General features: G+C 66.0%; 27 protein-coding genes. 10 read left to right on the top strand and 17 right to left on the bottom strand.

The genetic code is table 11. The features are described 5' to 3' along the window. Positions 1-26 precede the first annotated feature (26 nt). The 17 genes from sctR to ABS45_RS01565 all read right to left on the bottom strand — a co-directional run bounded on the left by sctR (position 27) and on the right by ABS45_RS01565 (position 12,557). Positions 27-674, bottom strand: coding sequence for a type III secretion system export apparatus subunit SctR (gene sctR / locus ABS45_RS01645; RefSeq protein WP_291552284.1), 648 nt, complete (start codon positions 672-674; stop codon positions 27-29). Beyond that, positions 671-1,834: a type III secretion system cytoplasmic ring protein SctQ gene (gene sctQ, locus ABS45_RS01640; RefSeq protein WP_291552281.1), complete on the bottom strand. Its 1,164-nt coding sequence runs from the start codon at positions 1,832-1,834 to the stop codon at positions 671-673. The genes sctR and sctQ overlap by 4 nt, the downstream gene beginning before the upstream one ends. Before the next feature lie 51 nt (positions 1,835-1,885). After that, complete coding sequence (locus ABS45_RS01635) at positions 1,886-2,494, bottom strand: hypothetical protein (protein ID WP_291552278.1); 609 nt, start codon at positions 2,492-2,494, stop codon at positions 1,886-1,888. A gap of 111 nt (positions 2,495-2,605) precedes the next feature. Then, on the bottom strand, positions 2,606-3,112 hold the full coding sequence (locus tag ABS45_RS01630) for a YscO family type III secretion system apparatus protein (protein WP_291552276.1): 507 nt from the start codon (positions 3,110-3,112) through the stop codon (positions 2,606-2,608). Further along, positions 3,109-4,476, bottom strand: a complete 1,368-nt coding sequence (sctN, locus tag ABS45_RS01625) for a type III secretion system ATPase SctN (protein ID WP_291552273.1) — start codon at positions 4,474-4,476, stop codon at positions 3,109-3,111. Before sctN ends, ABS45_RS01630 begins: the two co-directional genes overlap by 4 nt. After that, positions 4,473-5,114: an HrpE/YscL family type III secretion apparatus protein gene (locus tag ABS45_RS01620; protein ID WP_291552272.1), complete on the bottom strand. Its 642-nt coding sequence runs from the start codon at positions 5,112-5,114 to the stop codon at positions 4,473-4,475. Before ABS45_RS01620 ends, sctN begins: the two co-directional genes overlap by 4 nt. Beyond that, complete coding sequence (locus ABS45_RS01615) at positions 5,084-5,818, bottom strand: SctK family type III secretion system sorting platform protein (protein ID WP_291552271.1); 735 nt, start codon at positions 5,816-5,818, stop codon at positions 5,084-5,086. The genes ABS45_RS01620 and ABS45_RS01615 overlap by 31 nt, the downstream gene beginning before the upstream one ends. Positions 5,819-5,844: 26 nt before the next feature. Further along, positions 5,845-6,684, bottom strand: coding sequence for a type III secretion system inner membrane ring lipoprotein SctJ (gene sctJ, locus ABS45_RS01610; protein ID WP_291552268.1), 840 nt, complete (start codon positions 6,682-6,684; stop codon positions 5,845-5,847). A gap of 2 nt (positions 6,685-6,686) precedes the next feature. After that, entirely contained in the window at positions 6,687-7,130 is a 444-nt protein-coding gene (gene sctI / locus ABS45_RS01605; RefSeq protein ID WP_291552267.1) for a type III secretion system inner rod subunit SctI, read from the bottom strand. An 18-nt stretch (positions 7,131-7,148) separates the two neighbouring features. Next, positions 7,149-7,553 (bottom strand): hypothetical protein, encoded by a 405-nt coding sequence (locus ABS45_RS01600; RefSeq protein ID WP_291552263.1) that lies wholly within the window; start codon positions 7,551-7,553, stop codon positions 7,149-7,151. 25 nt (positions 7,554-7,578) lie between these two features. After that, positions 7,579-8,073 (bottom strand): tetratricopeptide repeat protein, encoded by a 495-nt coding sequence (locus tag ABS45_RS01595; protein WP_291552260.1) that lies wholly within the window; start codon positions 8,071-8,073, stop codon positions 7,579-7,581. Between the two features lie 26 nt (positions 8,074-8,099). Beyond that, positions 8,100-9,023 (bottom strand): type III secretion system translocon subunit SctB, encoded by a 924-nt coding sequence (gene sctB / locus ABS45_RS01590; RefSeq protein ID WP_291552254.1) that lies wholly within the window; start codon positions 9,021-9,023, stop codon positions 8,100-8,102. A 25-nt stretch (positions 9,024-9,048) separates the two neighbouring features. Then, a complete protein-coding gene (sctE, locus tag ABS45_RS01585; protein ID WP_291552250.1) occupies positions 9,049-10,191 on the bottom strand; it encodes a type III secretion system translocon subunit SctE in 1,143 nt (380 codons plus the stop codon). A 17-nt stretch (positions 10,192-10,208) separates the two neighbouring features. Further along, the gene (locus tag ABS45_RS01580; protein WP_291552247.1) at positions 10,209-10,706 is read right to left on the bottom strand and encodes a SycD/LcrH family type III secretion system chaperone; all 498 of its coding nucleotides are present in this window, start codon (positions 10,704-10,706) and stop codon (positions 10,209-10,211) included. Between the two features lie 42 nt (positions 10,707-10,748). Beyond that, on the bottom strand, positions 10,749-11,564 hold the full coding sequence (locus ABS45_RS01575; RefSeq protein WP_291552244.1) for a hypothetical protein: 816 nt from the start codon (positions 11,562-11,564) through the stop codon (positions 10,749-10,751). A gap of 28 nt (positions 11,565-11,592) precedes the next feature. Beyond that, on the bottom strand, positions 11,593-12,198 hold the full coding sequence (locus ABS45_RS01570) for a hypothetical protein (RefSeq protein ID WP_291552241.1): 606 nt from the start codon (positions 12,196-12,198) through the stop codon (positions 11,593-11,595). 50 nt (positions 12,199-12,248) lie between these two features. Continuing rightward, the gene (locus ABS45_RS01565) at positions 12,249-12,557 is read right to left on the bottom strand and encodes a hypothetical protein (RefSeq protein WP_291552238.1); all 309 of its coding nucleotides are present in this window, start codon (positions 12,555-12,557) and stop codon (positions 12,249-12,251) included. Between the two features lie 217 nt (positions 12,558-12,774). Between ABS45_RS01565 and sctW the strand changes: the two genes are divergently transcribed. The 10 genes from sctW (at position 12,775) to ABS45_RS01515 (ending at position 23,581) form a co-directional block, all read left to right on the top strand. Then, positions 12,775-13,977, top strand: a complete 1,203-nt coding sequence (gene sctW / locus ABS45_RS01560) for a type III secretion system gatekeeper subunit SctW (RefSeq protein ID WP_291552236.1) — start codon at positions 12,775-12,777, stop codon at positions 13,975-13,977. Positions 13,978-13,979: 2 nt separating this feature from the next. Then, the gene (locus tag ABS45_RS01555) at positions 13,980-14,369 is read left to right on the top strand and encodes a CesT family type III secretion system chaperone (RefSeq protein ID WP_291552234.1); all 390 of its coding nucleotides are present in this window, start codon (positions 13,980-13,982) and stop codon (positions 14,367-14,369) included. Between the two features lie 24 nt (positions 14,370-14,393). Further along, positions 14,394-14,819, top strand: coding sequence for a hypothetical protein (locus ABS45_RS01550; RefSeq protein ID WP_291552232.1), 426 nt, complete (start codon positions 14,394-14,396; stop codon positions 14,817-14,819). Between the two features lie 20 nt (positions 14,820-14,839). Further along, positions 14,840-15,274: a hypothetical protein gene (locus ABS45_RS01545; protein ID WP_291552229.1), complete on the top strand. Its 435-nt coding sequence runs from the start codon at positions 14,840-14,842 to the stop codon at positions 15,272-15,274. A gap of 26 nt (positions 15,275-15,300) precedes the next feature. Continuing rightward, on the top strand, positions 15,301-17,409 hold the full coding sequence (sctV, locus tag ABS45_RS01540) for a type III secretion system export apparatus subunit SctV (RefSeq protein WP_291552226.1): 2,109 nt from the start codon (positions 15,301-15,303) through the stop codon (positions 17,407-17,409). A 130-nt stretch (positions 17,410-17,539) separates the two neighbouring features. Next, complete coding sequence (gene sctD, locus ABS45_RS01535) at positions 17,540-19,009, top strand: type III secretion system inner membrane ring subunit SctD (protein WP_291552223.1); 1,470 nt, start codon at positions 17,540-17,542, stop codon at positions 19,007-19,009. After that, positions 19,006-19,290: a hypothetical protein gene (locus ABS45_RS01530; protein WP_291552221.1), complete on the top strand. Its 285-nt coding sequence runs from the start codon at positions 19,006-19,008 to the stop codon at positions 19,288-19,290. The genes sctD and ABS45_RS01530 overlap by 4 nt, the downstream gene beginning before the upstream one ends. A 47-nt stretch (positions 19,291-19,337) precedes the next feature. Further along, positions 19,338-19,571 (top strand): EscF/YscF/HrpA family type III secretion system needle major subunit, encoded by a 234-nt coding sequence (locus ABS45_RS01525; RefSeq protein ID WP_291552218.1) that lies wholly within the window; start codon positions 19,338-19,340, stop codon positions 19,569-19,571. Between the two features lie 99 nt (positions 19,572-19,670). Next, positions 19,671-21,032 carry a lipopolysaccharide kinase InaA family protein gene (locus ABS45_RS01520; RefSeq protein WP_291552214.1) on the top strand — a complete coding sequence of 454 codons (1,362 nt, stop codon included), beginning with the start codon at positions 19,671-19,673 and terminating at the stop codon, positions 21,030-21,032. Positions 21,033-21,109: 77 nt separating this feature from the next. Continuing rightward, the gene (locus ABS45_RS01515) at positions 21,110-23,581 is read left to right on the top strand and encodes a hypothetical protein (RefSeq protein WP_291552211.1); all 2,472 of its coding nucleotides are present in this window, start codon (positions 21,110-21,112) and stop codon (positions 23,579-23,581) included. Positions 23,582-23,630 lie beyond the last annotated feature (49 nt).

The following is a 23,630-nucleotide window of genomic DNA, read 5'->3' as shown; positions in this document are numbered from 1 at the left end:
TCCAACGTTTCAAATGCCGCGCCGGTTCAGGCGTAGGTCAGCACAAGGCCCTGGATCAGGCGCGACCAGCCATCGACCATGACGAACAAAAACAGCTTGAGCGGCAGCGAGATGGTGACCGGCGAGACCATCATCATGCCCATGGCCAGCAGGATGTTGGAGACGATCAGGTCGATCACCACGAAGGGCAAGTAGAGCAGAAAGCCGACTTCGAAGGCCGAGGTCAGCTCGGAGACGACAAAGGCCGGCAGCAGCACGGCAAAGTCGCGCGCGCCGACGTTTTCGCCCAGCTTGGGACCCCACATGCGCTTGGCGGTGCGCACGAAAAAGTCGCGCTGCTCGGGCTGGCTGTTTTTGAGCATGAACTCGCGCAGCGGCTCCGCGCCATCGCGCACGCTGGTGACGAAGGCAGGCAGGCTCTTCAGGTTGTCCGGGTTGGCGCTCACGCGGTCCAGCATGTGCACCCCGACGGGAGCCATGATGTAGGCTGCCAGAATCAGCGCCAGGCCGTACAGCGCCAGATTGGGCGGCGTTTGCTGCACGCCCAGGGCATTGCGCAGCAACGACATGACCACCACGATCTTCAAGAATGCCGTGCTGACGACCACCAGCGTCGGCATCAAGGCCATCGCCGCCAGCAGGACGGCGAGTGTGATCGGGTCAAACGTGGTCATGGCTGCGCTGCGTCGCCACCCTGGCGCAGCAAGGAGCGGATCGCCACGCCCCATTGGCCGTCGATCTCCACCAGGTCGCCCTCGCCGATCAGCAAGCCATTGGCGCGGATGTTCACCCCTGCCGCCAGCGGATGGCCGAGCTCCAGGGTCTGGCCGGGTTGCAGCGCCTGCACCTGCGCCAGCGTCAGGCTGAGTTCGCCCAGGTCAAAGGACAGGCGCACGGGCAGCGCCTGCAGTGAAGTGGCAGCCTCATCGCTGCTGGCCGGGGAAGTGGGGGCGGACATGGTGGCGCTCCAGGGTTGGAGGACGGTCAGAAAAGGGGTGATGGGAGCGGCGTCTGGTGCATCCGCTGCACCGGCGGGGTCGGCGGGGGGCAAGGCAAGCTGCACGCCCGCGCGGCCATCGCCGGTCAGCCACAGATTGCGCTGCGGACCAACAAAACAGGTCTGCAGCAGCAACACGTCGCCCAGCGCCAGCGCGCGCAGCTCGTCCAGCGTGGCGCGGCTCTCGCCCAGCTCGGCGCGCAGCCGCAGCGGCACGTCGGCGGCCAGCTGGCCGGGCCTGGGCGTGCGGCGCACCAGCAGGCCGGCAAGCAACATCAGGCCCAGGTTGTCGGCGTGCAGGCGGGCGGCAATCGCGGGCGTGGCGATGGCAGGCGTGGCATCTTGCGCGCGCAGCAACAATTCAAACGCATGGGCGGGCAGTTTGTCGTCGCTGGCTGCGACAGCTTCAGGGGTGTCCGGTGGTGCGGCGCTCCAATGCAGCAGATGCGGCTCGCCCTGGCCCAGGGCCTGGATGGCCGCCAGCACCTGCGCCAGCGCGGCTTCCAGCACCGACTGAACCAGCTCTGATGGCAGTGCGGGGAGACTGGCCTGCTGCATCTGCGCCGACAGCCATTGCTCCACGGCGCTGGCTGGCAGCAGCAGGGCAAACCGGGCCCCGGCCCATTCGAAATCCATGCGCCCGCCAGCCGGTGCAACCGGGACCGACGGGGGCGCAGCCAGCACCAGCGGGGTCAGGCCCGCCTGCCACGCCACCCCGCCCAACTCGAACGCCAGCCCATGCGCGCGCTGCGCGATGGTGGTGCGCGCCTGGGCCTCGGTACGCGACAGGCGCGCCAATGCCACGCGGCGGGAAGAAAGTGCGGAGGTGTCCGGCATGAAAGATCAGGGGCGAAAGGGCAGATTGCAGCGGCAGCGCAAGTATCAGGCTCAGGGCGATGCGCTGGCCTGCACCAGGCAAGGATCTTCCAGATCGTCGGTCTGCACGCTCACCGTGACCGGTTGGCCCAGTTGCGCGCACAGGCCATCGGCCAGCCACTGCGCGTGGCGCGCCAGGCGCTCGCGCGGCTCCTCATGGCTGCAGGTAAACGTCGCCTGCACGCCGCCCTGTGCGTGGCAGACATCAAGCACCACCCCTGCGAACTGCTCGCCATCGAGATGCATCTGCACCGCCCGTCGGCCACCGGAGCCATCGTCCACCAGCAGGCGACGTGCCATGTGCGCAAGCTGCTGGTTCAACTCGCGGGCGAGCGGCCCGGGCTCGGGCGGCGGCGTTGCGCCGGGCAACCCGGCGGCGGCCTGCGAGCCAAACAGCGCGAACGCGCCGCCCGCGCCGTGGCCGGGAGCCTGCGTTGGGGGCGGCGGCGGCGCCTGTCGACCCGCATCCAGCAATTCGCGCAGCTGCCGGGCTTCCTGATCCAAGCCTTCGCGCGACGCCTGACCGCCCGCGGGTGATTGCCCCAGGCCAGCCTGTTGCTGGCCGGAGCTGGTTGCCCCCGGCATGTTCAGGTCGAGATGGATCGGGCGGTCGCTAACCATGCGGGTACGCTCCCCACCCATGAAATTCATGATCAAAACAGCCTCTAGCGCCCGCTAAACAAGCGCAGGCAGCTATTCTATTTGTAACGACGATACTGGCGAACGATCTCTTCACGCAGCCTCCTCCAGATCATTGCCCTGCCAGTCTTCGCGGTCGCGCGCCAGGCTGGCGACCTCTTCCATCTCCAGGTCTTCGCGGCGTTCGGACTCGCGCAGCTCGGCCGCAGAGAAATCGCGCGCCAAGTCGACGAACTTGGACTTTTGCCGCGCGGCCTCCTGCTGCGCAGCGCGGGCGGCGTCCAGGCGCTCCTGCTGGGCGCTCACGGCGCGCTCGGCGGCGTCCAACGCCTCCTGCTGCGCGCTCTCGCGCTGGCGCAACCCGGCCACCGTGAGTTGCACGTCCTCGATCTCGCGCAGGCGCACCAGGCGCGCGCACAGTTCGCGGTAGAGCGAGAGCTCCATCGCGTGGCCCTCGCGCAGCAGCCGTTGCAGCAGCTCCTGCGCCTGGGCACGCGTGGCATCGGCCTCGGCCAGCGCCTGGCGCTGCTGGCGCAGGGCGGATTCGGCCTGGTGCTCGCGAAAGGTCTTGATCGCCAGCAGATCGCGCAGGATGCTCACCGCGCACCTCCCGCGCCCACCAGGGTCTGCAGTTGCTGCAAGGTCTGCTCCATGCTGGAGCGCTCGTCGGTACGCTGGCGCAAGAAGGCACGGATGGCATCGATCTTGTCGATGGCCTCATCGGTCGTGGCGTCGCCGCCGCGCTTGTATTCGCCGATTTTCACCAGCAGCTCGACCTCCTCGTACTTGGCCATCAGCTCACGCAGGCGCCCGGCCATGCGCTTGTGCTCGGGCGTGACGACGGCGTTCATCACGCGCGAGGCCGAAGCCAGCACGTCGATGGCCGGGTAGTGGTTGGCCGCGCCCAGCTTGCGCGAGAGCACGATGTGGCCGTCCAGGATGGAGCGCGTCTCGTCGGCGATCGGCTCGGTCATGTCGTCGCCTTCCACCAGCACGGTGTACAGCGCCGTGATCGAGCCCAGGTGGTTCATGCCGGTGCGCTCCATCAGCTTGGGCAGCGTGGCAAAAACGCTGGGCGGATAGCCGCGGCGCGTGGGCGGTTCACCCGCCGCCAGGCCGATTTCGCGCTGCGCCCGGGCAAAGCGGGTGACCGAATCCATCAGGAACAGCACCTTCTTGCCCTGGTCGCGAAAGTACTCGGCGATCGCCGTGGCGACGTAGGCCGCCTTGGCGCGCTCCATGCTGGATTTGTCGCTGGTGGCGCAGACGATCACGCTCTTGCGCCGCCCTTCCGCGCCCAGCTCGTGCTCCAGAAACTCGCGCACCTCGCGCCCGCGCTCGCCGATCAGCGCCACCACCGTCACGTCCACCGCCGCGCCCTTGACCAGCATCGCCATCAGTGTGGACTTGCCGCCACCCGCGGCGGCGAAGATGCCCATGCGCTGACCCTCGCCGCAGGTCAGCACCGAGTCCAGCGCGCGCACGCCCAGCTCCAGCGAGTCGCGGATGATGCGGCGCTTGAGCGGGTCGGGCGCTTCGGCAAACACCGGGTAGAACTTGTTGGCCTCCAGCGGGCCGAGCTCCGCCTCATCGAGCGGTTTGCCCAGACCATCGAGCACCCGCCCCAGCAGCCCCGGCCCGACCGGCACCAGGTGCGCGCGCCCCGTGGGTATCACCTCGGTGGCCGAGGAGATGCCGTACATGTCGCCAATCGGCGTGAGCAGCGCCGCGTCGCGCGCAAAGCCCACCACCTCGGCCTTCATCTCGAAATCCTCACCCGGATTGCGCAGCAGGCAGACCTCGCCCACCTTCACCGTCGGCACCACGGCGCGGATGATGGTGCCCACCACCTGCGTCACGCGCCCCTTGATCTGCAGCACCGGCGCATCGGTCAGCGCCAGCTCCAGCATCTCGGTGATGTAGTCGAACTGGCGCGTGCCGGCCGGCGTGTGCACCTCGCTCATATGCGGCTGCCCAGCACCTTGCGAAACGCGCCTTCGAGCGCGGTGATCTGGCCATCCATGCTGGCTTCGACCAGGCCGATTTCGCTCTCCAGTATGCAAGCGTCGCCCTTCAGGCGCGCATCGGCCACCATGTCCAGATAGCCCACGCCGGGATAGGCCGCGAGCAGTTCGTTGACGCGCGCGCGCAAGCTGTCCAGCCGCTCGGGTGGTACGCGCAGCGTCATCTGCTTCTGGTTGCGCACCACGGAGAGCGCGCCGCGCACCACCATCATCACGCGCTCGTTGTCGTCGTAACCGTCGATGATCTTGCGCACCGCGCCCATCACCAGCGCCACCACGTCGTTTTCCACCGCGGCGAAGTACTCTACCGTGCGCCCCACGGTTTCGATCATCTTCTCCATCTGCTCCATCTTGGCCTCGGCCACGCCCTCGGCATAGCCGCGCGCGCGCTCCTGCGCCAGCTGCTCCTGGGCACTGGCAACGATGGCCTGCGCCTGCGCGCGCGCCGCCGCCAGCAGGCCCTGCGCATCGGTCCATGCCGCGACGTCGGCCGCCGGGACGATGCGCGTGCCCGGGGCCAGCTGCATGGGCAGCGAGCGCGTGGGCGTCAGCGGGTCGCGGGGAACAAGGAAAGCCATGTCGGCTCCAATCGTGCCAGCAATTGCAGGCTCAGGCCACGTGCGGCAGCGGGCGGCAAACCGCTGGCGGCGCGCGTGGCGGGGTCGTCGGCCTCGGGCGGCAGCCTGATGTCGGCGCGCTGGCGCAAACCCGGCGGCGCGTCTTGCCACGCCTGGGCCAGCAGGCCCGCGCCCAGGGCGTCCGCCACACGTTGCCAATCATCGGCACCGGCGTCTTCAGCCGCCAGCCCCTGCGGCAGCCACGGCCGCGCATCCGCCACGCCCGGGTGCAGCGCCGCACCCTGCATGCAGACCCAGCGCAGCGTGTCCGCGCCGAACACCTCGCGCAGCGCCAGCACGGCGGAGCGCAGCACGCTGCGGCGCAAGAACGGTGCCACCAGCAGCGCACCGGCCAGGCGTGCCACTTGCGCGAGCACGCCGGGTTCTGCCAGGGCCAGCGGCAGGGCGGGTTCGGAAAGATCCATCAACCCCGTCTGCGCGCCATCGAACTGCGTCAGCAGGCGCGCTGACCAGCGTCGGTGCAATACCCGCTGCAAGGCCGGTTGCTGCGCCAGCGTGCCCAAGGCCTGCAGTTCGTCCTGCCAGGGGGCAACGCGCGCCGGGTGCCAGTGCCTGCTGGGCAAAAAACTGAAGGCGTGCAAGCGCGCCAGCGCCACGCCCTGATCGGCGACAGCGGGCTGGGGCAGAGCAGGCAAGGCGGACATGGGCGTGCGTCAGACAGGCAAGGTGATCACGCCGGGTTGGCCGGGCGGACCGCCCCAGCCTCGCCCGCACCACCACGCACCGGGAAAAGCGAGGGGAACAGACGCTGGCGCAGCAGCCAGGCCAAACCGCCCACAGCCAGCAGCAAGGCCAGCAGCAGACCCCACAAAAGCACCTGCAGCCCCGCAACCGCGGAGGGTGCCACCTGAAAGCCCCAGACATGCGCGGCCGTCGGCGCCTGGCTAGCCTCATCCGCCCGTCGCTGCGAAGCCACGAACACGATGGACACCCGATCCGCGCTCAAACCGGGAATGCTGTTGGTGACCAGGCGGCGGATTTGCGGCTGGATGATGTCCAGGTTGTAGCCCTCCTGGTGCTTGATGAACACCGCCGCCGTGGCCGGCGTGCCAGGCTCGCCCGCCACGCCGCGCTCGGGCAGCACCACATGCACGCGCGCCGCCAGCACCCCGTCGATCTGCGACAGCGTGCTCGACAGCTCCTGCGACAGCGCATAGATGTAGCGCGCGCGCTCTTCCAGCGGGGAGGAAATCAGCCCTTCCTTCTTGAAAATCTGCCCCATGCCGGCAAAACGCTCGCGCGGCAGGCCGTTGTCGCGCAGCACCTGCAGCGCCTGCGCCACCTGCAGGCCCGAGACCTGCACGCCGACCATGCCCTCCTTGCCCGCCGTCTTGCCGGCGTCGATGTCGGCCTTGAGCAGTGCCGCCAGCACCTCGTTGGCTTCGTCTTCCGGGACGGCGCCGAGCAGATCGACACGCGCACTGCACGCGACCAGCGCGAAGGCGCATGCCAGCAGCAGCAACGCCCGCAGGCAGTGCCTGGCCCAGCCGGGACGATCGGTGTGCGCCACTCTCATTGCAGACGCACGAGCTGGTCGATGCTCTGGCCCGAGCGCGTCACCACCTTGCCCATCAGGTCGTACTGAATGCCCACCTGCACCAGTGCCATCTGCACGCCAAGCATGCCCTGCAGGTCCATGCCGGATTCACCGCGGCGCACCACCTCGCCCACCGTATTCCAGGCGGTCTGCATCTCCCCGGAGACAGACGCCATGCCCGAGAGGATGCGCTCGCCGATCGAGCCCGTCGTGCCCGCGGCCCCGCTACCCGCGACCGCCTGCGCCGCGGCGGCCACGGCCGCCGGTGCGCCCGGCGCCACGCCGGCAGGCTGCGCCATGATGGCCGCAAAGCGCGCCGCAGCCATGTCGTCGGCCACCGGATTGACTACTGAATTGCTAGCTGCAGGCGCCTGTGCAGTCTGCGCCAAGGCCGCAATTGATCCTGAAATCGGGTCCATGCTCATCGTCCTTTCGCATCAGGTGACTGCAACCGCCTGCGCCTGCGGTTCACCCAGCATGCGGCGCGCCAGCCGCAAGCCATCATTGTCCTCCGCCGGTTGCGCCCTGCGCACCACCTCCTGCAGCACGCGGCGGCTCTCGCCGAGCCTGCCATCGAGCTGCAAGGCCAGCCCCAGGAAGGCCTGCACCGTGTCGGCGTCCTCGCCCTCAGCCACGCCGGGCAGGGCCCGTTCCAGCGCCCGCGCTGCCGCACCCGCATCGCCCGCGTTCATGCGGGCACAGGCCAGGCCCACATGAGCGAACGCGCGCCGCGGGCGCACGGCAAGCAGCGCGCCGAAGATGGCTTCGGCGCGCTCCACATCTGCCCGACCGGCGGCGATGAAGCCCACCTGGGTCAGCAGTTGAACGTCTTCGGACGTCACCAGCAAAGGCACTTTCCTTGATCCATCAATGCAACAAATCATGCAGGGCTTGCGCGCGGGCGGCGGCCTTGCCCGCGGGCTGATCGCGCGCGCACTGCAGCACCAGCTGCACAGTGGCGCGCGCCTCGTCGAGTTCGCGCTTGAGCAGCAGGCACTCCACTATCGCGATATCGTGATCCAGCTCCTGCGGTTCGATCACCGCCAGGAAAGAATACACGCTCAGCGCCTGATCGTAGTGTTCCAGCATGCGATAGCACAGCGCCAGGCCCTTGAGGCTGCGCACCTCCGTGGGCCGGTACAGCGTGAGCAGCGAAAAATAGCCATAGGCCGCCTCGTGCCGGCCTTGCGCCGCCAGCTGGAAGGCCTGCGCGTAGATGACGTCGGCATCCGCCTGCGACAGCCGGTGGCTGGACGGCAGGGCCTCGAGCGCCTGCTTCAAGTCAAGAATGGATTGCACGGCGCTGGCGCCGTCGATGTCGACAGGCGCGTTTTCCGCCGCGGACACGGTGGGGTTTGACATGCTCGGGCTCCTCGTGAGTGCGGTCGTCAGATGTTGCGCGCGATGCTGCGGGTGGTGTCGACCTGCGCTTGCTGGATGCTGGCGAGCTTCTCACGCACATCGCGGATCACCTCCATCATTTGCTGCATCATGTCGTTGGCATGCTGCACCCCGGTTTCATGCAGCTTGGCCTGGGTTTCCAGGTTGGCCTTTTCCGCGTCGCGCAGATCGGCCTCATGGTTGAGCCCGGCCGCGATGATGCCCCCGGTGCCGTTGATGGCACCCGACGCGCCTTGGCTGAAGCCGGCCCATTTGGTGCCACCGGCCTGCAGCTCCTTGCCGTCTGCAATGCGGTTGTTGCCGCGCTGCAGCACGTTGGCGACATTGCCGGACGGGTTGCTGCCGGCGGCTGCATTGGCCTTGGCGACCAGATTGTTGCCACTGGCTTCCATGCGCACGCCCTGGATGGTCTGCTTGGCCGAATAGGCCGACATGCCCGCCTGGGTCAGGCCGCCAACGATCTGCGACACACCTTGCACGACGGCCGCCGCAAAGCGCTTGCCCGCGGCCTCCTTCATCTTCTCGGCCGCATTCTGCAAGGCCGTCACCTGCCCCTGCAACTCCACGGTGCGCTGGGTGCGCGCCGTATTGCGCATCTGTTGTGCCAGCTGCTGGAACAGCGCGAGGTAGGTAAAGATGTCCGCCGAGACCTGGCTGTCATCGAAGGCCTGCAGGCGCGACAGCGTGGCCTGCGCCGTCTGGCCATTGGACGCCACCGGATCGTCCAGCCGATTGGCCGGATCGCCCGCCGCACCCTGCAGCATCTTTTCCAGTTCCAGCAGGGTCTGGTTGTCCGCCTCGCGAACCCCTTGCACCCCTGAGCCGGCCAGGGCCGCCATGCTGGCTGCATCCCCGCCGGGGGCCACGTCGCGCATCGGGGATGGTCCGTTGCCGCTGATCTGCATGTTCATTTCATTCTCCTCGTTGCATTTCACATCACACCAACCGGCTGCGGCCGGTCATGTTGGAGCTGATCTGCTCCCTGCTCTGACCCGCCGCGTTGATCATCCGGCTGACGATGTTCATGCCTTCCATCATCTCGTCGATCACCTTCTTGATCTCTTCACGGTTTTCTTCCATCTGCTGCTGCAGCGCTGCAATCAGCGCATCGATCTTCTTCTTGTCCGCCTGGGCCGTGGCCGCCGCGCGCGTATCGTGCGCCGCCGCGATCTTCACCCCGCCCTGTGCGGCCTCGGTCAAACCGCTGGCCACGCCAACGATGGCCTGGCCGGCGCGCCCGATGTCCATCGCCATCTTGGCGATCTTGCCCACCTCTGCCGCTGCCGTCGCACCGCCGGTGAGCACCACCGACGCCGCGGTGATGGCAATGGTGGTCGCCATCGCGAACGTCGCCGAAACGATCGCCACCTGCTGCTCGTCGGCGCCGAACGCCTTGGCAAGCTCGCCCATGCCCTTGCCCACCAGCGAGCCCAGGTCCATCCAGCCGGCCACATGATCGAAATCCGGCCCTCCGGCCGCCTTCGATATCTCGCTGGCCAGACTGACCGTGGCCGATGCCAGTGACAAGACCGCCAAGGCCAGCAAGGGGGCTGCCGCGCCCCCGGTCGCGGCCGTGGCGGCGGCGGCGGCCACCACGGCGAACACCGCTGCAATCACCGAGAAAATCTTCTTGAACCAGCCAAGAATGCCGCCCGCCTTCTCCTTGGCCGCCGCATCCTCGCATTTCTTGATCCATTCCTCGATCTTCTTCATCGCCTTGTCGTTCTGGATCTTCTGCTTCTGCGAGTTGATCTCTATGCCTTCCTTGGCGGTCTTGAGCTGCGCCTCCTGCGTCTTGCCTTGCAGCACCAGCAGCGCGGCCGCCATGTCCTCGGGCGAGAAATTGATCGCCACCCCGTCGATCTGCGGCGCGCCATTGCCATTGCTGACCGAGTTCCCGCCGCTCTTGCCCAGGCCGGGTTGCAGCGTTTGCGCGAGCTGCGCAATCTCTTCCAGGACCTTGCCCGGATCGGCCTGAATCTGCTGCTGCAGCTGCGCCGCAATTTCGGTGCTCAGGCCCTCGAATCCCTGGGGAAAAGCGCCGACCCCGGAGGTGGCGTTGGATATGCCGTCCGTCATGATGATGTCTCCCCGAATCAGTGGCTTGCCGGCGCGGCGGCGCCGCCCAGGAGTTCGAGCATGGCCCGTGCGCGCTGGGCCAGCTCGGCGTATTGCGGCGCGGTGCTCTGCCTGAGCACATAGCCCAGAGCCTCCCGTGCCTCGTCGCGCATGCCCAGCGCATTCATGCACTCGGCGGTATGAAAAGTGGGCAGCGGATCGCTCATGTCCATCACCGACGCCAGCGAGTAATACTTGATCGCATCCTTGTAGCCGCCCAGCATCTGCAGCGTGGAAGCAAACGCGTTCATGAAGCGCTTTTCCATGTGGTTGCAAGTGACCAGATAGCCGAACACCCGCAGCGCATCGCTGTAGCGCGCCTGGGCATACATGCTGTGACCCAGTGCGTAAAGCACTTCGTAATCGGCATCTTCGTAGTCAAAGATCCAGCCCAGCGTGCCGCCATTGGCAAAAAGATCCAGCAGCTGGTTGCCGATATTGGCCGCGCCGCCGGCTGCCGTGCTTGTCGTGTTCATGAATGTCTCCTCTTTCCGGGCATGCGCCACGCGCCTGAGCGCTCAACGCATGTTGCCGATGATGGTGTTGCGGTTGTCCTGCATCTTCTTGACGAAATTGGTCATCAGGTCGAAGGCCTCGTTGCGCTTGTTGGACAAGCTCTGCAAGCGCAGCATGTCCATCTGCTGGCTGTTGGAGAGGCTGTCGATGTTGGACTTCATTTTCTGGATGAACCCATCGAGCTGCCCCTTGTTGATGCCCGTGGACTTGGTGCTCATCTGGATCATCTCCCGGGTAAAGGTAAATTTGTCTTTGCTCTTGCTCAGAGTCTTGATCTTGTCCAGCAACTGCAAGCCGGCTTCCGACTGGACCTTGGGATTCATGCCCGCCAGTTTTTTCTCGAAAGTCGCTAAATCGGGAGCTATGTAGGGAGTCGGCATCAATCCCATGTTCACGTTGGTTTGGATGCCGAAGGTCTTGCAGATGTTGTCGATCTCCTGTTTGCTGAACTGATCGAGATCGAACTTTTTCCCGCCGATGGTTGCGTTCCAATGCTGGCCAAAATCCGGCGCATCCGCCACCCCCGCTTCGGCAACTGCCGTCTTCAGTTGCGCCAACGTCGCATTGTCAATCGGCACGCGGTCTCCCGCCTTGGCGTCCGACGACATCTTGGCGGCGCAGGAATTGAGCAGGCCCATCAACTCATTGAGCCTGGAAATCTTGGCGTTCTTTGCCTGCACCGCCGCGATCTGATCCTTGAGCAGATCTTCCAGCAAACTGGCGCGCTGGCTTTGCACCGCAAGCAGCGCGGTCTCCAGATCCATGCCGGCCACGCTGACCGGGGAAACCCCTGCCGATCCATTGACTTGCATATTCATGACAACCCCCTTGACGCCAGTGCACCGCTCAACGCATGTTGCCGATGATCGAATTGCGGTTGTCCTGCATCTTCTTGACGAAATTGGTCATCAGATCAAACGCCTCATTGCGCTTGTTGGACAAACTCTGCAAACGCAACATGTCCATCTGCTGGCTGTTGGAGAGACTGTCGATGTTGGATTTCAATTGCTGGATGGCCGCATCCACCTGACCCTTGGTGGTGTTTCCGCCCAGGCCCCCGTTGTAGACGCTGTTGTCCAGCGTCCGGCCACGCCCGGACCAGTCTTCCTTGCCCTGCGTGAACGGAGCCACCCCGGCCTCCTTGAGCGAGGAATTGATCTCCTTTTCCATCTGATAGTCATTGGCCTTGACGATGTTGTCCACCTTGTCCCCCGCCTTGGCATCCGAGGGGAACTGCGCCGACAGACTGTTGAGCTGCCCAAGCGCCTGGTTCAGCTTGGAAATCTGATCGTTCTTCGCCTGCACCGAGCCGATCTGATTCTTGAGCTCCGACTCCAGCAAATTGGCTCGCTGGGTCTGGACCATCATCATGATGCTGTCGATGTCCATGTGGGCAAAATCCATTGACGAAACGGCGGAAAGGCCACCGAGGTTGATGCCGGGTGTGCTCATGATGTACTCCTTCAAAAACGTGAAACGGATGCGTTGCGATGCAATCGCGCTCAAACCATGCTGCGCGGCGGGCGCGATCCGCCAGCGCTCTGGCCGCCGGTGCGCGCCGCGTCGAACGACAGGCGCGCGGCCTCTTCCTGCACCTCGCGCTCGATGGCAGCCAGATCCTCCTGGAAGGCCGCCTGCGCCTGGGCATGGACATCGGCGGTGCTTTGCGCTTGCAGCACCTGACGTGCCTTTTGCGGGTCCAGGCCCTGTCGGCGGTACACATCGTCGGTCTGATCCAGTTCGCGCTGCGCTTGCGCGATCAGGTTCTGTGCCTGGGCCATGATTTCGTCGGGCGTGTTGCGTGAGGCCATGCTTGAAACTCTCCTTGACATGATTGAAACTGCCGCAGCCGCGGGGGCTGTACCGGGTAAGTAACCGCTGCGGCAAAGCAGTTCCACTCTAGCGGCGGCCGGCACCCCCTGGGTATCCGTGCGTACCCTGCCCGGCAGGCTGGCAGCAGATGCTGGAACCTTTGCGCGCGCCCCTGTTACGAAAGTGCATACTTCAGCGCACCGCGCATCAACGACCATGTCACGCATAGACGCTTTCAACCCCACGGCCTCGTCCCTGGACATGGGTGCGCGCCAGAACCTGGCGCAGGAGGGCAGGCAGGCCGGCGTCGGGCAGTTCGGCGGCCAACTGGTGCAGGTGGACACCACCGACTCCATCCTCACCGATGCCGCGGAAGAGATCAGCCTGCACCATTCCGAGAAGGCCGAGAAAAAACACGCCTCGGAGCGCAAGAAAGAAGCCGCGCGCCCCCACGACATGCTCAGCCCGGAGGCCATCACCGCCTACATGGATGCAGCGCAAGCCCATGAGGACGCCGAGGAACTGGTGAATCTGGCCAAGGGCATCCTGGCGCGCATGAGCGCCTCGGCCGCCGGTTCAGGCAGCGCGGCACGCGGCGCGCGCGATGGCGGCGCGCCGCAAACCGGCCGGCGTACCCGAGGGCGCCAGGACGACGAACTGCAGGAGATCAGGAAAACCTGGGGCAATCCCGCGCACCGCATCCTGGCGCTGCAATACATCATCCAGATGGGTGAGCGCGAGGGCCACCCGGAAGAAAACCTGCAGGATCTGCGCGACGAACTCGAAGACCTGGAACTGGAACACGGCGACGCCTTGCGCGCCGACCTCAACACCATAGGCACCGCCAGCGAAGACGCCCGCAGCAGAGAGGACGTGGAAGCGTTTCAGCGCACCTACCGCGACGTGGTGCTGGGGGAAAACACGCTGGCGCAAACCCTCGATCTGGCGCTGGAGCGCTTTGGCGACAGCGATTTTGCCGGCGGTCTCAAGCGCCTCGTCCAGGCGCTGGGACAAGACTTGGCCGCGGCCCGTCCCTCGGGCGATCCGACGCGGTTGCAAAGCCTGGTGCAAGACCTCTACCACCTGAGCGTGGCAAGCACCGTCCTTGATGGTTGTCGCGAGCTCTGCCAGCGCATCGACCAGCAGCGTGGCGCGCCGATCGAGGGCAGCCCCGTCACGCTGATGCAGCAGATGGTGCGCCTGAGCGCCGAAAAATGGGTCGCGGGCAGCCGCTTCACCAGCCTGAGCAGCGAATTCGGCGCCGATCTCGTGCCAACCCGCATCCAGTTCTTGACCGGCGTGAAAGCCCTGCTGCGTGACATGCCGCCCAAAGTGTTTGTCGACACCGACCAGCGATTGACCGTTTTTCAGGCGGTGCAGGATGCGCTGGACGTCGCCATTGACGATGAGGATGCCTGAATATGGCTGACTTGCAACAGGCGCTCGCCGAGTGGGGCGCCACCATGGAGATGCCCGATCTGCGCCTCGGCCCGGACGGCACGATGCAGCTGCGTTTTGCACAGACCGGCGCCCTGCTGGGCGTGGCGCAACAGGACAATGACACCGTGGTGCACCACGCGGTGCCCCTGGCGCACGGCAGCGCCGAGCTGGTACTGCGCGCGATGCGCCAGGCAGCGCAGGTGGCCGATCCTGCGCAGGCCGTGCAGGTGGGTCTGCGCAGCACCACTGAAGGCGACTGGCTGGTGCTCGGTGCCCGCATCCCGCAGAGCGAATTGAGCGCTGAGCGCATGCAGCAGACCGTCCGCTTCCTGCACCAGTGGCTGGCGCAACTGCCCGCCAACACCGCCTGACGCCATCACGCACAGGGAGCCGCCATGGACCACATCCCGTTGAGTCACCTGTCCTTCGACCGGGGCATAGAACGCATCACCTACAGCCGCGAAGACACGCCGCTGGAGCTGCCTGCGCGCGAACAGGCCGCTCCGCCGGACATCGACGTCCAGCCCGAGCTGCAGGCTCTGCTGTCGCTGCCCACGCTGGACGACAGCCTGAACGCCGCCCTGCGCCCGCAGCTGGCCAACCGCGAGCTGCTGGCGCCCAGCCGCTTTCGCCAGGCGCTGGAAACCACCCTGCACGGGCTGACCGAGGCGGCGCAAAAGGCCCAGACATCCGCGGACGCGGGTCTCGCCGAAGGTGGCGACAACGCCCGCGTGCTCAATCGCGCGGTGCGCCTGCTCAAGGAAGAATCGGCGCTGCGCGAGTTGCTGCAGATGTACCGCAGCGCCCTCTACCAAGGCTGAGTCAAGGCCGAGACCGCTTCATGCCCAGCCCCGACGACCACGCCGAGCGCGACGACCCCGCCAAGCCGGATGCCGGCATCGAGTTCATGGACTTGCTGGGCTACATCTACCTGGAACACAACCAGCCCGACAAGGCCGCCGTGTTGCTGGCGGCGCGCAACCTGCTGGCCCCGGACGACGCAGGCACGCTGCTGCGGCTGGCCCTGGCGCAACTGCGCTCGGGCAAACCGGCGCGTGCGCTCGACACCCTGGACCAGCGGGCCTTGCTGGGCGCGCTGGATGCACCGTTTCATCTGGCGCGCGCCCAGGCGCTGCATGCGCTGCAGCGCAACAAAGAAGCCGGCAGCGCGATGCGCGCGTGGCTGGCGGTTCGAGGCTCCGCGCCGCGCGATACCCACCCTGAGCCACGGGGGCCGGCGGATGCCGCCGCGCCCGCCCAGCTCCCTGCAACCTGAGCCGCCCTGCGACGCAGCCACGCCCCATGCCCCAGACCGCCTTCGCCCCCCGCCTGCAGCGCATCGTGCAAGTGGCCACCAGCCGCAACGATCTGGTGCTGGCCTTTTTCCTGGTGGCGGTCATCTTCATGATGATCCTGCCGCTGCCCACCTGGCTGGTGGACACGCTGATCGGCATCAACATGACGGTCTCGGCCATCTTGCTGATGGTGGCCATGTACCTGCCCTCGCCGCTGTCGTTCTCGTCGTTTCCGTCGGTGCTCCTGATCACCACCCTGTTTCGCCTGGGCATCTCGATCGCCACCACGCGCCTGATCCTGTTGCAGGGCGACGCCGGGCACATCATCTTCACCTTCGGCAACTTCGTGGTGGGCGGCAACCTGATCGTCGGCCTGGTGGTGTTCCTGATTTTGACCATCGTGCAGTTCGTGGTCATCACCAAGGGGGCCGAGCGCGTGGCCGAGGTCGCGGCGCGCTTTTCGCTGGACGCCATGCCGGGCAAGCAAATGTCCATCGACGGCGACATGCGCGCCGGCACCATAGACATGGACGAGGCCAAGCGCCGCCGCGGCATCGTCGAGAAAGAAAGCCAGCTCTACGGCGCGATGGACGGGGCGATGAAATTCGTCAAGGGCGACGCCATCGCCGGCCTCATCATCGTCGCCGTCAATCTGCTGGGCGGCCTGTTGATCGGCGTGATGCAGCGCGGCATGAGCGCGGGCGACGCGATGAAGACCTATTCGGTGCTGACCATAGGCGATGGCCTGATCGCGCAGATCCCGGCGCTGTTCATCGCGATTTGCGCCGGCATGATCGTCACCCGCGTGCAGTCGGGCGACGGGCCGTCCAACGTCGGCAAGGACATCGGCCAGCAGGTGCTGGCGCAACCGCGCGCGCTGCTGATTGCCGCCGCCGTGGCGCTGGGCATGGGCATCATCCCGGGCATGCCGCTGCCGGTGTTCCTGACGCTGGCCGTCGTCGTCGGCACCGTGGGCTTCGTGGTGCTGCGCGGCACGCGCCGCGTGGTAGATGCCAAAACCGGCCAGGTCACCGAGGTGCCCGCGATGCAACCCGCCGGTGAAAAACCCAGGAAGAAAGCCGACGACGCCAGCGACGAATTTGCCCCCACCGTGCCCTTGCTGATGGACGTGGCCTCCGGCTTGCAGCAGGCGCTGGATGCCGACGTGCTCAACGACGAGCTGCTGAAGATCCGGCGCGCGCTGTACTACGACCTGGGCGTGCCCTTCCCCGGCATCCAGTTGCGCTTCAACGATGCGCTGCCCGAGGAGAGCTACAACATCCTGCTGTCCGAGGTGCCGGTGTCCCAGGGTCGGCTGCGCCCGGGCTGGCTGCTGGTGCGCGAGAGCGAGGCCAATTTGCAGGCGCTGCAAATCAGCTACGAGAGCGACCGCAAGTTTCTGCCGCACATCCCCACGCTCTGGGTCGCGGCCACGCTGCGCGACACGCTCACGCGCGCCGGCATCCCCTTCATGGACACCAGCCAGGTGCTGACCTACCACCTGGCCTTCGTGCTCAAGAAATACTCCGCCGATTTCATCGGCATCCAGGAAACCAAATTCCTGCTCGGCGCGATGGAAGGGCGCTTCCCCGATCTGGTCAAGGAATCCACCCGGGTGCTGCCGATCCAGAAAATCGCCGAAATCCTGCAGCGCCTGGTTTCTGAAGATATTTCGGTGCGCAATTTGCGTGCCATTCTCGAATCGCTCATCGAATGGGGGCAAAAGGAAAAGGATTCGGTGCTGCTGACCGAATACGTGCGCTCCACCCTCAAACGCCACATCAGCCACAAGTACTCCAGTCGGCAGAACGTGCTGCCGGCCTATCTGCTGGCGCCCGCCATCGAAGACACGGTGCGCGGCGCGATACGCCAGACCTCGGCCGGAAGCTACCTGGCGCTGGAGCCCGCCACCAGCAAGCGCCTGGTGGAAAACATTCGCAAAGCCGTGGGCGACCTGTCGGCCAGCACGCAGCGCCCGGTGCTGCTGACCTCCATGGATATCCGCCGCTACATGCGCAAGATGATCGAACAAGACTTGTACGACCTGCCGGTGCTGAGTTACCAGGAGTTGACGCAAGAGGTGAATATCCAGCCGCTGGCCAGAATCGACCTGTAACGCCAGCTTGACAATGAACAAAATTTATAAAAATCATAGCGTTCAGCGCATACCGCACAAGCTCTGAAGGCATATTTGTTCAATTTTTTGCAATGCTTGGCTGCTTCACCCACCAACCCGCTCCGTGCCCATGAGCGCCCGCCCCCAGCCCGATCCGCAAGCCGCCAACGACGCCGACAGCGCGGCTGAGCTGCGCATCCTCTCGGGCTGCCATGCAGGAGCACGCGCACCCGCCACCGAGGCGCTGCGCCTCGGAGCGGGCGACGACTGCGACATCATCCTGAACGACATCGATCTGCCCGAGGGCGCGAGCATTCGCCTGCAGGTGAGTCGCGAACACTGGAGCGCGCGCCAGGACCCGATGGCGGCGGCCCACGAAGCCGACGAGCCCATAGCCCACCAAGCCTGGGGGGAGCCTGCGACCGTCGGCGGCATCACCCTCACCGTGTGCGCGCCGCGCAGCGCGTGGCCGGCATTGGCGCGGGCCTTGCCCGAGACATCGGCCAACGACGCCCGGCCGCCGCTCCTGCCCCAGCTCGCCCCCCTGCCCGCCACCGCGGCGGATGCTAGCACCGTGACAGCCCCGGCACTCACGGGCGATGCCGAGGCCGCCCCCGACGACAATCCCGCTCCCGAGCCCGCAGCCAGCCGCCCCAGCGCAAGCCGGATCGCCTTGCTGCTGGGTTCCATTCTTGTCGTTTTTCTCCTCGCTGCCGTGCTGGCGCTGTGGCTATGGCAAGACCGATCCAGGCCCTTGCCCGAGACAACGCCCGTGGCCGACACGCGCCCGGTGGACGCCGCCGCGCAGCAGCTGTGGCTGCGCAATGCCCGGCAGGCGCTGGCTGGCGTCGATCCCGCGCTGCGGCTGGACATGGCCCCCCTGCCGGATGGCCGCATCCGCGTGGCCGGATGGGTATCCGACATCAAGCAGCTGGACCAGGTCGTGGAGGCTCTGGGGCGTCTGCAGCCCGCGCCGGTACTGGCCTTGCGCACCACGGCGGATCTTTTCGATGAACTCAGCTCGGTGGCCAATGCGCAGGGCGCAGTCATCCACTTGGAGCTGGCGGGTGCCGGGCGCATACGCGTCACGGGCGCGCTGCAGGCCGAGCAGGAACACACCCAGGTGCTTGAAAAGCTGCGCGAGCGCATTCCCGCCGGAGTGGACCTGGTCGATGGTCTGCGCGTCGCCGAAACCGCCGCACCCAGCGTGCAGCAATGGCTGCGCGGCGCGGGCTATGCCAGCGCGCAGGTGCATTGGGATGCGGAAAACGCCAAGCTGGTGATTGAAGCCTCTCTTGCCGCCACGCAACGGCACGATCTGGAGCGCTTGCTCGCCAGCGCCGACTCGCCCGTGCGCGGCTTCCCGCTGGCGCTGCAAGTGGCCGAGCAGGCGCAGGAGGCCGCGTCCAGCATGCATGTGAGCGAAGCCCCGCTGCCGTTTCGCATACGCAGCGTGGTGAGCGGCCCCGCACCCTTCGTGGTGCTTGAGGACGGCAGCAAACTGCTGCAAGGCGCGCAGAAAGGCGACTGGCGCCTGGAGCAGATCAACCCCGACACCCTCGTTTTTGACGGGCCTGAGCGCCTGGTTCTGACCCGATGAACCTCCTGATTCCCGGCGCTGCACCAGCGCCCACCCCCGACGAACAAACCTTCAGCGCGCTGGAGCTGGCCCTGCGTGGCCCCGACAAGGAACAGGCAGGCCTGCGCGCCGTTGCCGCGATACAGGCACTGGAGCAGCGCGTGCGCCAGCGCTGCGCCCAAGGGCTCCCCCCTGACGAATTCGATCAAGCCCGCCGGGTACTGGATGCTTGTACGGCGGCACAAGAAACGCTCATAATGCTTCGCACCCCCAACGCACCCGGGTCGATCCCGGAGGTTTGAAGCCTCCGCGGCCCATTTTTCACCGCACTCTCCGACAAGGAAGCACCATGGCCAACGGCATCAGTTTCGATCTCATCGCCAACACTTTGGGTGCCGTGGGCACCGCCCGCGAATCCGAGCTGCGCGGCATGATCACCGGCCTGGGCCCGGACGCGACCACACTGGACCTGCTCAAGCTGCAGCAACAAATGCAGCAATGGACCATGTTCACGCAGATCCAGAGCACCGTGGTCAAGGAAGTCGGCGACGCCATGAAAGGCGTGATCCAGAAAGCCGCCTGACCCGGCGCCCCCAGGCGGCCCAAGCCTGGAACCCGAACGGGGTTGATGGTTACCCATGCTGTACCGGAACGCTTCCGGTCACTCGCAAAGGCATGCATCATGGACAAGATCAACCTCTCTCTGGGCAATCAACAGGCGCTGGCGCTGAGCGAGAGCCGCATCAAGAATTTTCTGGATGGCAACAACGTCGCCGCCCAGAAGATGGGCTGGTTCGATACCGTCAAGGACCAGCTCTTTCATGGCGGGGCAAAACAGGAGGCTCTGCAGCAACTGGCGCAGGAATTCGATGCCGCTCATGGCCTGAGCGCATTCGAGAAATTCGAGCGCCTGTCGCGCTACGCCGCACCCGCCGATCGCAGCCAGTTCACCGTCATCGCCAGCGGCGACGCGGACACCCCGGTGATCTCCTATCAAATCAAGGGCCACGTCGTCAAGCAGGACGACACCAGCGCCGAAACCCGCGAGGTCATCGCCGCCCGCATGGGCTTCGTCATCGACCTGGACGAAGACATGGCGACGCCCCATGCAGCCCACTGGCTCGCCCAGCATGAGCGTGACGATCTGGAAGATGCGCGCGCATCGGTGGTAGACGGTGACTTCGACGGCGAAGGTGGCGTGCACAAGCGCTTTGACCCCACCAGCGGCGTGCTGCGTGCCGAGGACGCCACGGGCGCGGCAGACTTCCAGCGCGAAACGCTGGTGGAGCAGCGCGCCGAAACCAGCGACAGCCTCGCGCGCTATGTCTCGACGCAGAAAGCCATCGCACGCGATGACATGTGGGAGCAATTGCCCAGCATCCACAGTGACAAGCCGCATGCCACCGTCACCCTCTACGACCAGGCCCATGTCACCAGCGGTGAGCTCGATCGCCAGCTCGACACGCTGTCGGCGCGCGAGGCGCGCAGCGTGCTGATGCAGGTCGTGGACATGGCGCGGGTGTTCTACCAGAACGACATCTCGCACCAGGATTTGCACATGCACAACCTGATGGTGCACAAACCGGTGGATGCACAGCAGAACAACATCACCCTCAAGGCCATCGACTTCGGCAAATCCCGAGTCGACGTGCACACCGAGGCGGATCGGCTCAACGACGTGCGCTACCTGTTTCACAAGCAGGCGTCGTCGGGCACGCTGGAGACGATGCGGCGCAATGCGCGTGAAACCTTCAACTACGACATGGACAAGCAGGCCAAGCACTATCCCCTGCACAAGCTGCTGGTGCAGTGCGCGCAAGCCAGTCCGGGGCAGCACACCGGCGTCGCGGCGGACGCCTTCGACGAAAGCATCAGCACCATCGGCAACCGCCTGGTCACCCAATTGCAGCAGGCCGAGACGCTGGTGGGTGACGCGCGAACCGACGCCATAGACGCCGCCTTCAATCAAGCGATGACCGCGCTGGCCGCGATCAGCGACGGTTTTGATCGCTTGGACATGCAAGCGCACTTCGTACGTGCCTGAGCGCGCAGCGAAGCGCCCGAAACACGGAACCGGCACGCACACCGGCGTTACTCACCGGATGAAAGGACACCACACCCATGGCACAGCTCATTCCCTCCGGCGCGACCATGCATGGCATCGCATTGGGTCACGACTTTCGGCAAAACCCCACCGGCAGCCTGGGCGGTCGCCAGGTGCAACAAGGGCAGGCGCAGCCGCCACGCACCGTGGGCCGGGTGCTCTCCGATGCCGGGCGCAGCATCCAGAATCTGGCCTCCCGCTTTCTCAATGCAGTCACGCCATCCGGGGTGCGTGCCGATTCCAAGTTTCGCTTTGGCCTCAAGGACACCAGCGCCGAGCTCGGTCGCTTGCTGGGTTCGATCTCCCAAGGGCCCGGTCAAGCCGCCGACACCGCCACGGCCCAGCGCCTGCTGGGCAGCCTGCGCACCACCGCCGATCCGGTGACCCGCCGTGGCCTGGCTTACGACCGGCTGATCGTCGAGCGCACCAGCGTGCACCTGGCCAACATGAATCAGGCGCAGCGCCAGGCGCTGTACACCGGCCTGCTGGCGGCACAAAACAACCCGGCGCTGGCCAACGACCCCACGCTGGCGCTGGTACGCGGCGTGATGGAACAGAACGCCGTCACCGCGGGCGTAGCGGCGCTGCAGGACGATCTGAACACTGCCATCGCCATGGTGGCCCAGGAGACGCAAGACAAGGGCGTCACCGGCCGCGCCTTCGACGAGCTGTACAACACCGCGCGCGAGGTGCTGCACGCCCACGGTTTCGGCGGGCTCCCGCGCGACGAGCTCAAGCACATGCAGCGCGCCTTGATCCTGCAGGCGCTGGAGCAGCGGGTGCAAGACCCGGACAATGCACAAGTCCTGCTGCAGGTCGGGGGGCTGATCAACCATCTGCCCACGCGCGAGCTGCATGCCTTGGGCAATGAAGACCGGCAGTTGGCGGGCCTCTTCCCTGATACCACATGTCTCATGGTCGCCGGTGCCGTGGGCCTGCGTGCCGAGCAACTGGAACAGACCCTTGTCTCCGGGTTCACCGAGCTGCTGAGTCACGGACGGCCGGTCGCGGACGATCCCGGCGGGCTGCTGCACAACCCCCAGGGCTTTGCCGGGCAAGTGGCGCAACTGGGCCAGGCGCTGACCGATCTGCGCACGCACTGCGATGTACACGACTTGCACTTTCCGCCGGCCGTGGATGACTTGTATGCGCGCGCCGCCACCCACCTGGAAGACTATCTGACGCCATCCCATTTGGCACAACTGCCGGAGCTCAGCTCCGGACAGCTGCATGCCTTCGGACAGGGTTTGCGCCAGCTCGCGGTCGAACGTGGGCAGACGCAAATCACCGCCGATGCCGCGCGGCGGCGTGCCGAAGCCTTCGATCAATACGCGAGCGCGATGGAACCCGGCTTGCGCGCACTGGCAGACGGAAACATGTCCGCGGCATTGCAAGCCATGGCACAGGCGCAACAGCGTGGCGACACCGCGCTCGAAGTCCACATGAACCTGGGGCTCAAGGTCGATGGCGAAGACGATGTCATGAACTTCCGTGACAGCCTCGCTCAGCACGCGCTGCAAAAACTGGATAACGCCACCTTGCTGGCGCTGTCGCAGCGCATCAACAGCCCGCAGATCAACCAGTTGATAGACCTGCTGGGTGACCACAGCGCCACGCTGGTCTCCGGTGGGCCGGAGATGGGTGGCTACGATCCGGACATCGGCCGCGACATGCTGACCCGGGTCACCGAGCTCTACCTGCTGCGCGAAGGCGTTGCCAGCGCACTGCAAGCAAGCGCAACCCCGACCCCCGAGCCGGGATGGGCGGGTGTTGCGCCCAACCTGGCGCAGCTGGTCTTGACGCACTACGGCGTCGCGCCGAGCAGCGATGGCAACGTCACGGTGCGCAGCGGCAAGGGCGGGCCGGCCATGCAAGACAGCTTGCGCAGCAATATCGACGAGATGCTGGCAACCCCTGAGAAAGACCCGCCGCACGCCATCCATCCGCTGGTAAGCGATGGCTTCATCAAGGATTTGACGCGCGCCCAGTTCGCCATCGCCCAAGCCGATGGCACGCCACCAAGCAATCTGCTGGACCCCGCTGCCGGCGACCTGGCGGCGCAGATGACTGGTGCCGTTACCCGACTGCAGGCCTTGACGGGCGGCAACGACGCCTTGCTGCTGCTCGCGACGCGCCTGGCCAACCAGAATGTGCAAGCCGGCATCCAAAGCGCCTTGCTGTCGCAGCAGAGCCCGGTCCGCATGGACGACGGCACGCCAGGGCGCCTCATGGGGGAAGAGCACAACCGTTACGTGTTTTCCAGTGATGGTGAAGGCGGTCTGTTCCTCCAGGTCAACTACAGCATTGCCAATGCCAATGCCTTCGTTCCCGCACCGCGCGACGCAAGCGAAGGCGTGGGCGTGCCGGTGATCCTGGACGACGCGCAAAGCAGCACGCAGATGAGTTTCACCCTGCAAATCAAAGCCGATCTGTCGGTGACGGTGTCAGACCCCTTGCGCTACAGCTTCAGCGCCGTGCGCGCGGCATGATGCAGCCGTCGCAGCGATCCGTTTTCCCGCTTTTTCAGAAAGGCTCTCA

The organism is Comamonas sp. SCN 65-56 (genome assembly GCF_001724135.1).
In the GTDB taxonomy this organism is placed as follows: domain Bacteria; phylum Pseudomonadota; class Gammaproteobacteria; order Burkholderiales; family Burkholderiaceae_C; genus Comamonas_C.
This window is presented reverse-complemented; position numbering and strand designations above follow the sequence as displayed.

What these genes read in the sequence shown, in the direction of transcription:
- sctR (WP_291552284.1), bottom strand. Translation starts at nt 674, where the DNA reads ATGACCACGTTTGACCCGATCACACTCGCCGTCCTGCTGGCGGCGATG.
- sctQ (WP_291552281.1), bottom strand. Translation starts at nt 1,834, where the DNA reads ATGCCGGACACCTCCGCACTTTCTTCCCGCCGCGTGGCATTGGCGCGC.
- ABS45_RS01635 (WP_291552278.1), bottom strand. Translation starts at nt 2,494, where the DNA reads ATGGTTAGCGACCGCCCGATCCATCTCGACCTGAACATGCCGGGGGCA.
- sctN (WP_291552273.1), bottom strand. Translation starts at nt 4,476, where the DNA reads ATGAGCGAGGTGCACACGCCGGCCGGCACGCGCCAGTTCGACTACATC.
- ABS45_RS01620 (WP_291552272.1), bottom strand. Translation starts at nt 5,114, where the DNA reads ATGGCTTTCCTTGTTCCCCGCGACCCGCTGACGCCCACGCGCTCGCTG.
- ABS45_RS01615 (WP_291552271.1), bottom strand. Translation starts at nt 5,818, where the DNA reads ATGTCCGCCTTGCCTGCTCTGCCCCAGCCCGCTGTCGCCGATCAGGGC.
- sctI (WP_291552267.1), bottom strand. Translation starts at nt 7,130, where the DNA reads ATGGACCCGATTTCAGGATCAATTGCGGCCTTGGCGCAGACTGCACAG.
- ABS45_RS01595 (WP_291552260.1), bottom strand. Translation starts at nt 8,073, where the DNA reads ATGTCAAACCCCACCGTGTCCGCGGCGGAAAACGCGCCTGTCGACATC.
- sctB (WP_291552254.1), bottom strand. Translation starts at nt 9,023, where the DNA reads ATGAACATGCAGATCAGCGGCAACGGACCATCCCCGATGCGCGACGTG.
- sctE (WP_291552250.1), bottom strand. Translation starts at nt 10,191, where the DNA reads ATGACGGACGGCATATCCAACGCCACCTCCGGGGTCGGCGCTTTTCCC.
- ABS45_RS01580 (WP_291552247.1), bottom strand. Translation starts at nt 10,706, where the DNA reads ATGAACACGACAAGCACGGCAGCCGGCGGCGCGGCCAATATCGGCAAC.
- ABS45_RS01575 (WP_291552244.1), bottom strand. Translation starts at nt 11,564, where the DNA reads ATGAATATGCAAGTCAATGGATCGGCAGGGGTTTCCCCGGTCAGCGTG.
- ABS45_RS01570 (WP_291552241.1), bottom strand. Translation starts at nt 12,198, where the DNA reads ATGAGCACACCCGGCATCAACCTCGGTGGCCTTTCCGCCGTTTCGTCA.
- ABS45_RS01565 (WP_291552238.1), bottom strand. Translation starts at nt 12,557, where the DNA reads ATGGCCTCACGCAACACGCCCGACGAAATCATGGCCCAGGCACAGAAC.
- sctW (WP_291552236.1), top strand. Translation starts at nt 12,775, where the DNA reads ATGTCACGCATAGACGCTTTCAACCCCACGGCCTCGTCCCTGGACATG.
- ABS45_RS01555 (WP_291552234.1), top strand. Translation starts at nt 13,980, where the DNA reads ATGGCTGACTTGCAACAGGCGCTCGCCGAGTGGGGCGCCACCATGGAG.
- ABS45_RS01550 (WP_291552232.1), top strand. Translation starts at nt 14,394, where the DNA reads ATGGACCACATCCCGTTGAGTCACCTGTCCTTCGACCGGGGCATAGAA.
- ABS45_RS01545 (WP_291552229.1), top strand. Translation starts at nt 14,840, where the DNA reads ATGCCCAGCCCCGACGACCACGCCGAGCGCGACGACCCCGCCAAGCCG.
- sctV (WP_291552226.1), top strand. Translation starts at nt 15,301, where the DNA reads ATGCCCCAGACCGCCTTCGCCCCCCGCCTGCAGCGCATCGTGCAAGTG.
- sctD (WP_291552223.1), top strand. Translation starts at nt 17,540, where the DNA reads ATGAGCGCCCGCCCCCAGCCCGATCCGCAAGCCGCCAACGACGCCGAC.
- ABS45_RS01530 (WP_291552221.1), top strand. Translation starts at nt 19,006, where the DNA reads ATGAACCTCCTGATTCCCGGCGCTGCACCAGCGCCCACCCCCGACGAA.
- ABS45_RS01525 (WP_291552218.1), top strand. Translation starts at nt 19,338, where the DNA reads ATGGCCAACGGCATCAGTTTCGATCTCATCGCCAACACTTTGGGTGCC.
- ABS45_RS01520 (WP_291552214.1), top strand. Translation starts at nt 19,671, where the DNA reads ATGGACAAGATCAACCTCTCTCTGGGCAATCAACAGGCGCTGGCGCTG.
- ABS45_RS01515 (WP_291552211.1), top strand. Translation starts at nt 21,110, where the DNA reads ATGGCACAGCTCATTCCCTCCGGCGCGACCATGCATGGCATCGCATTG.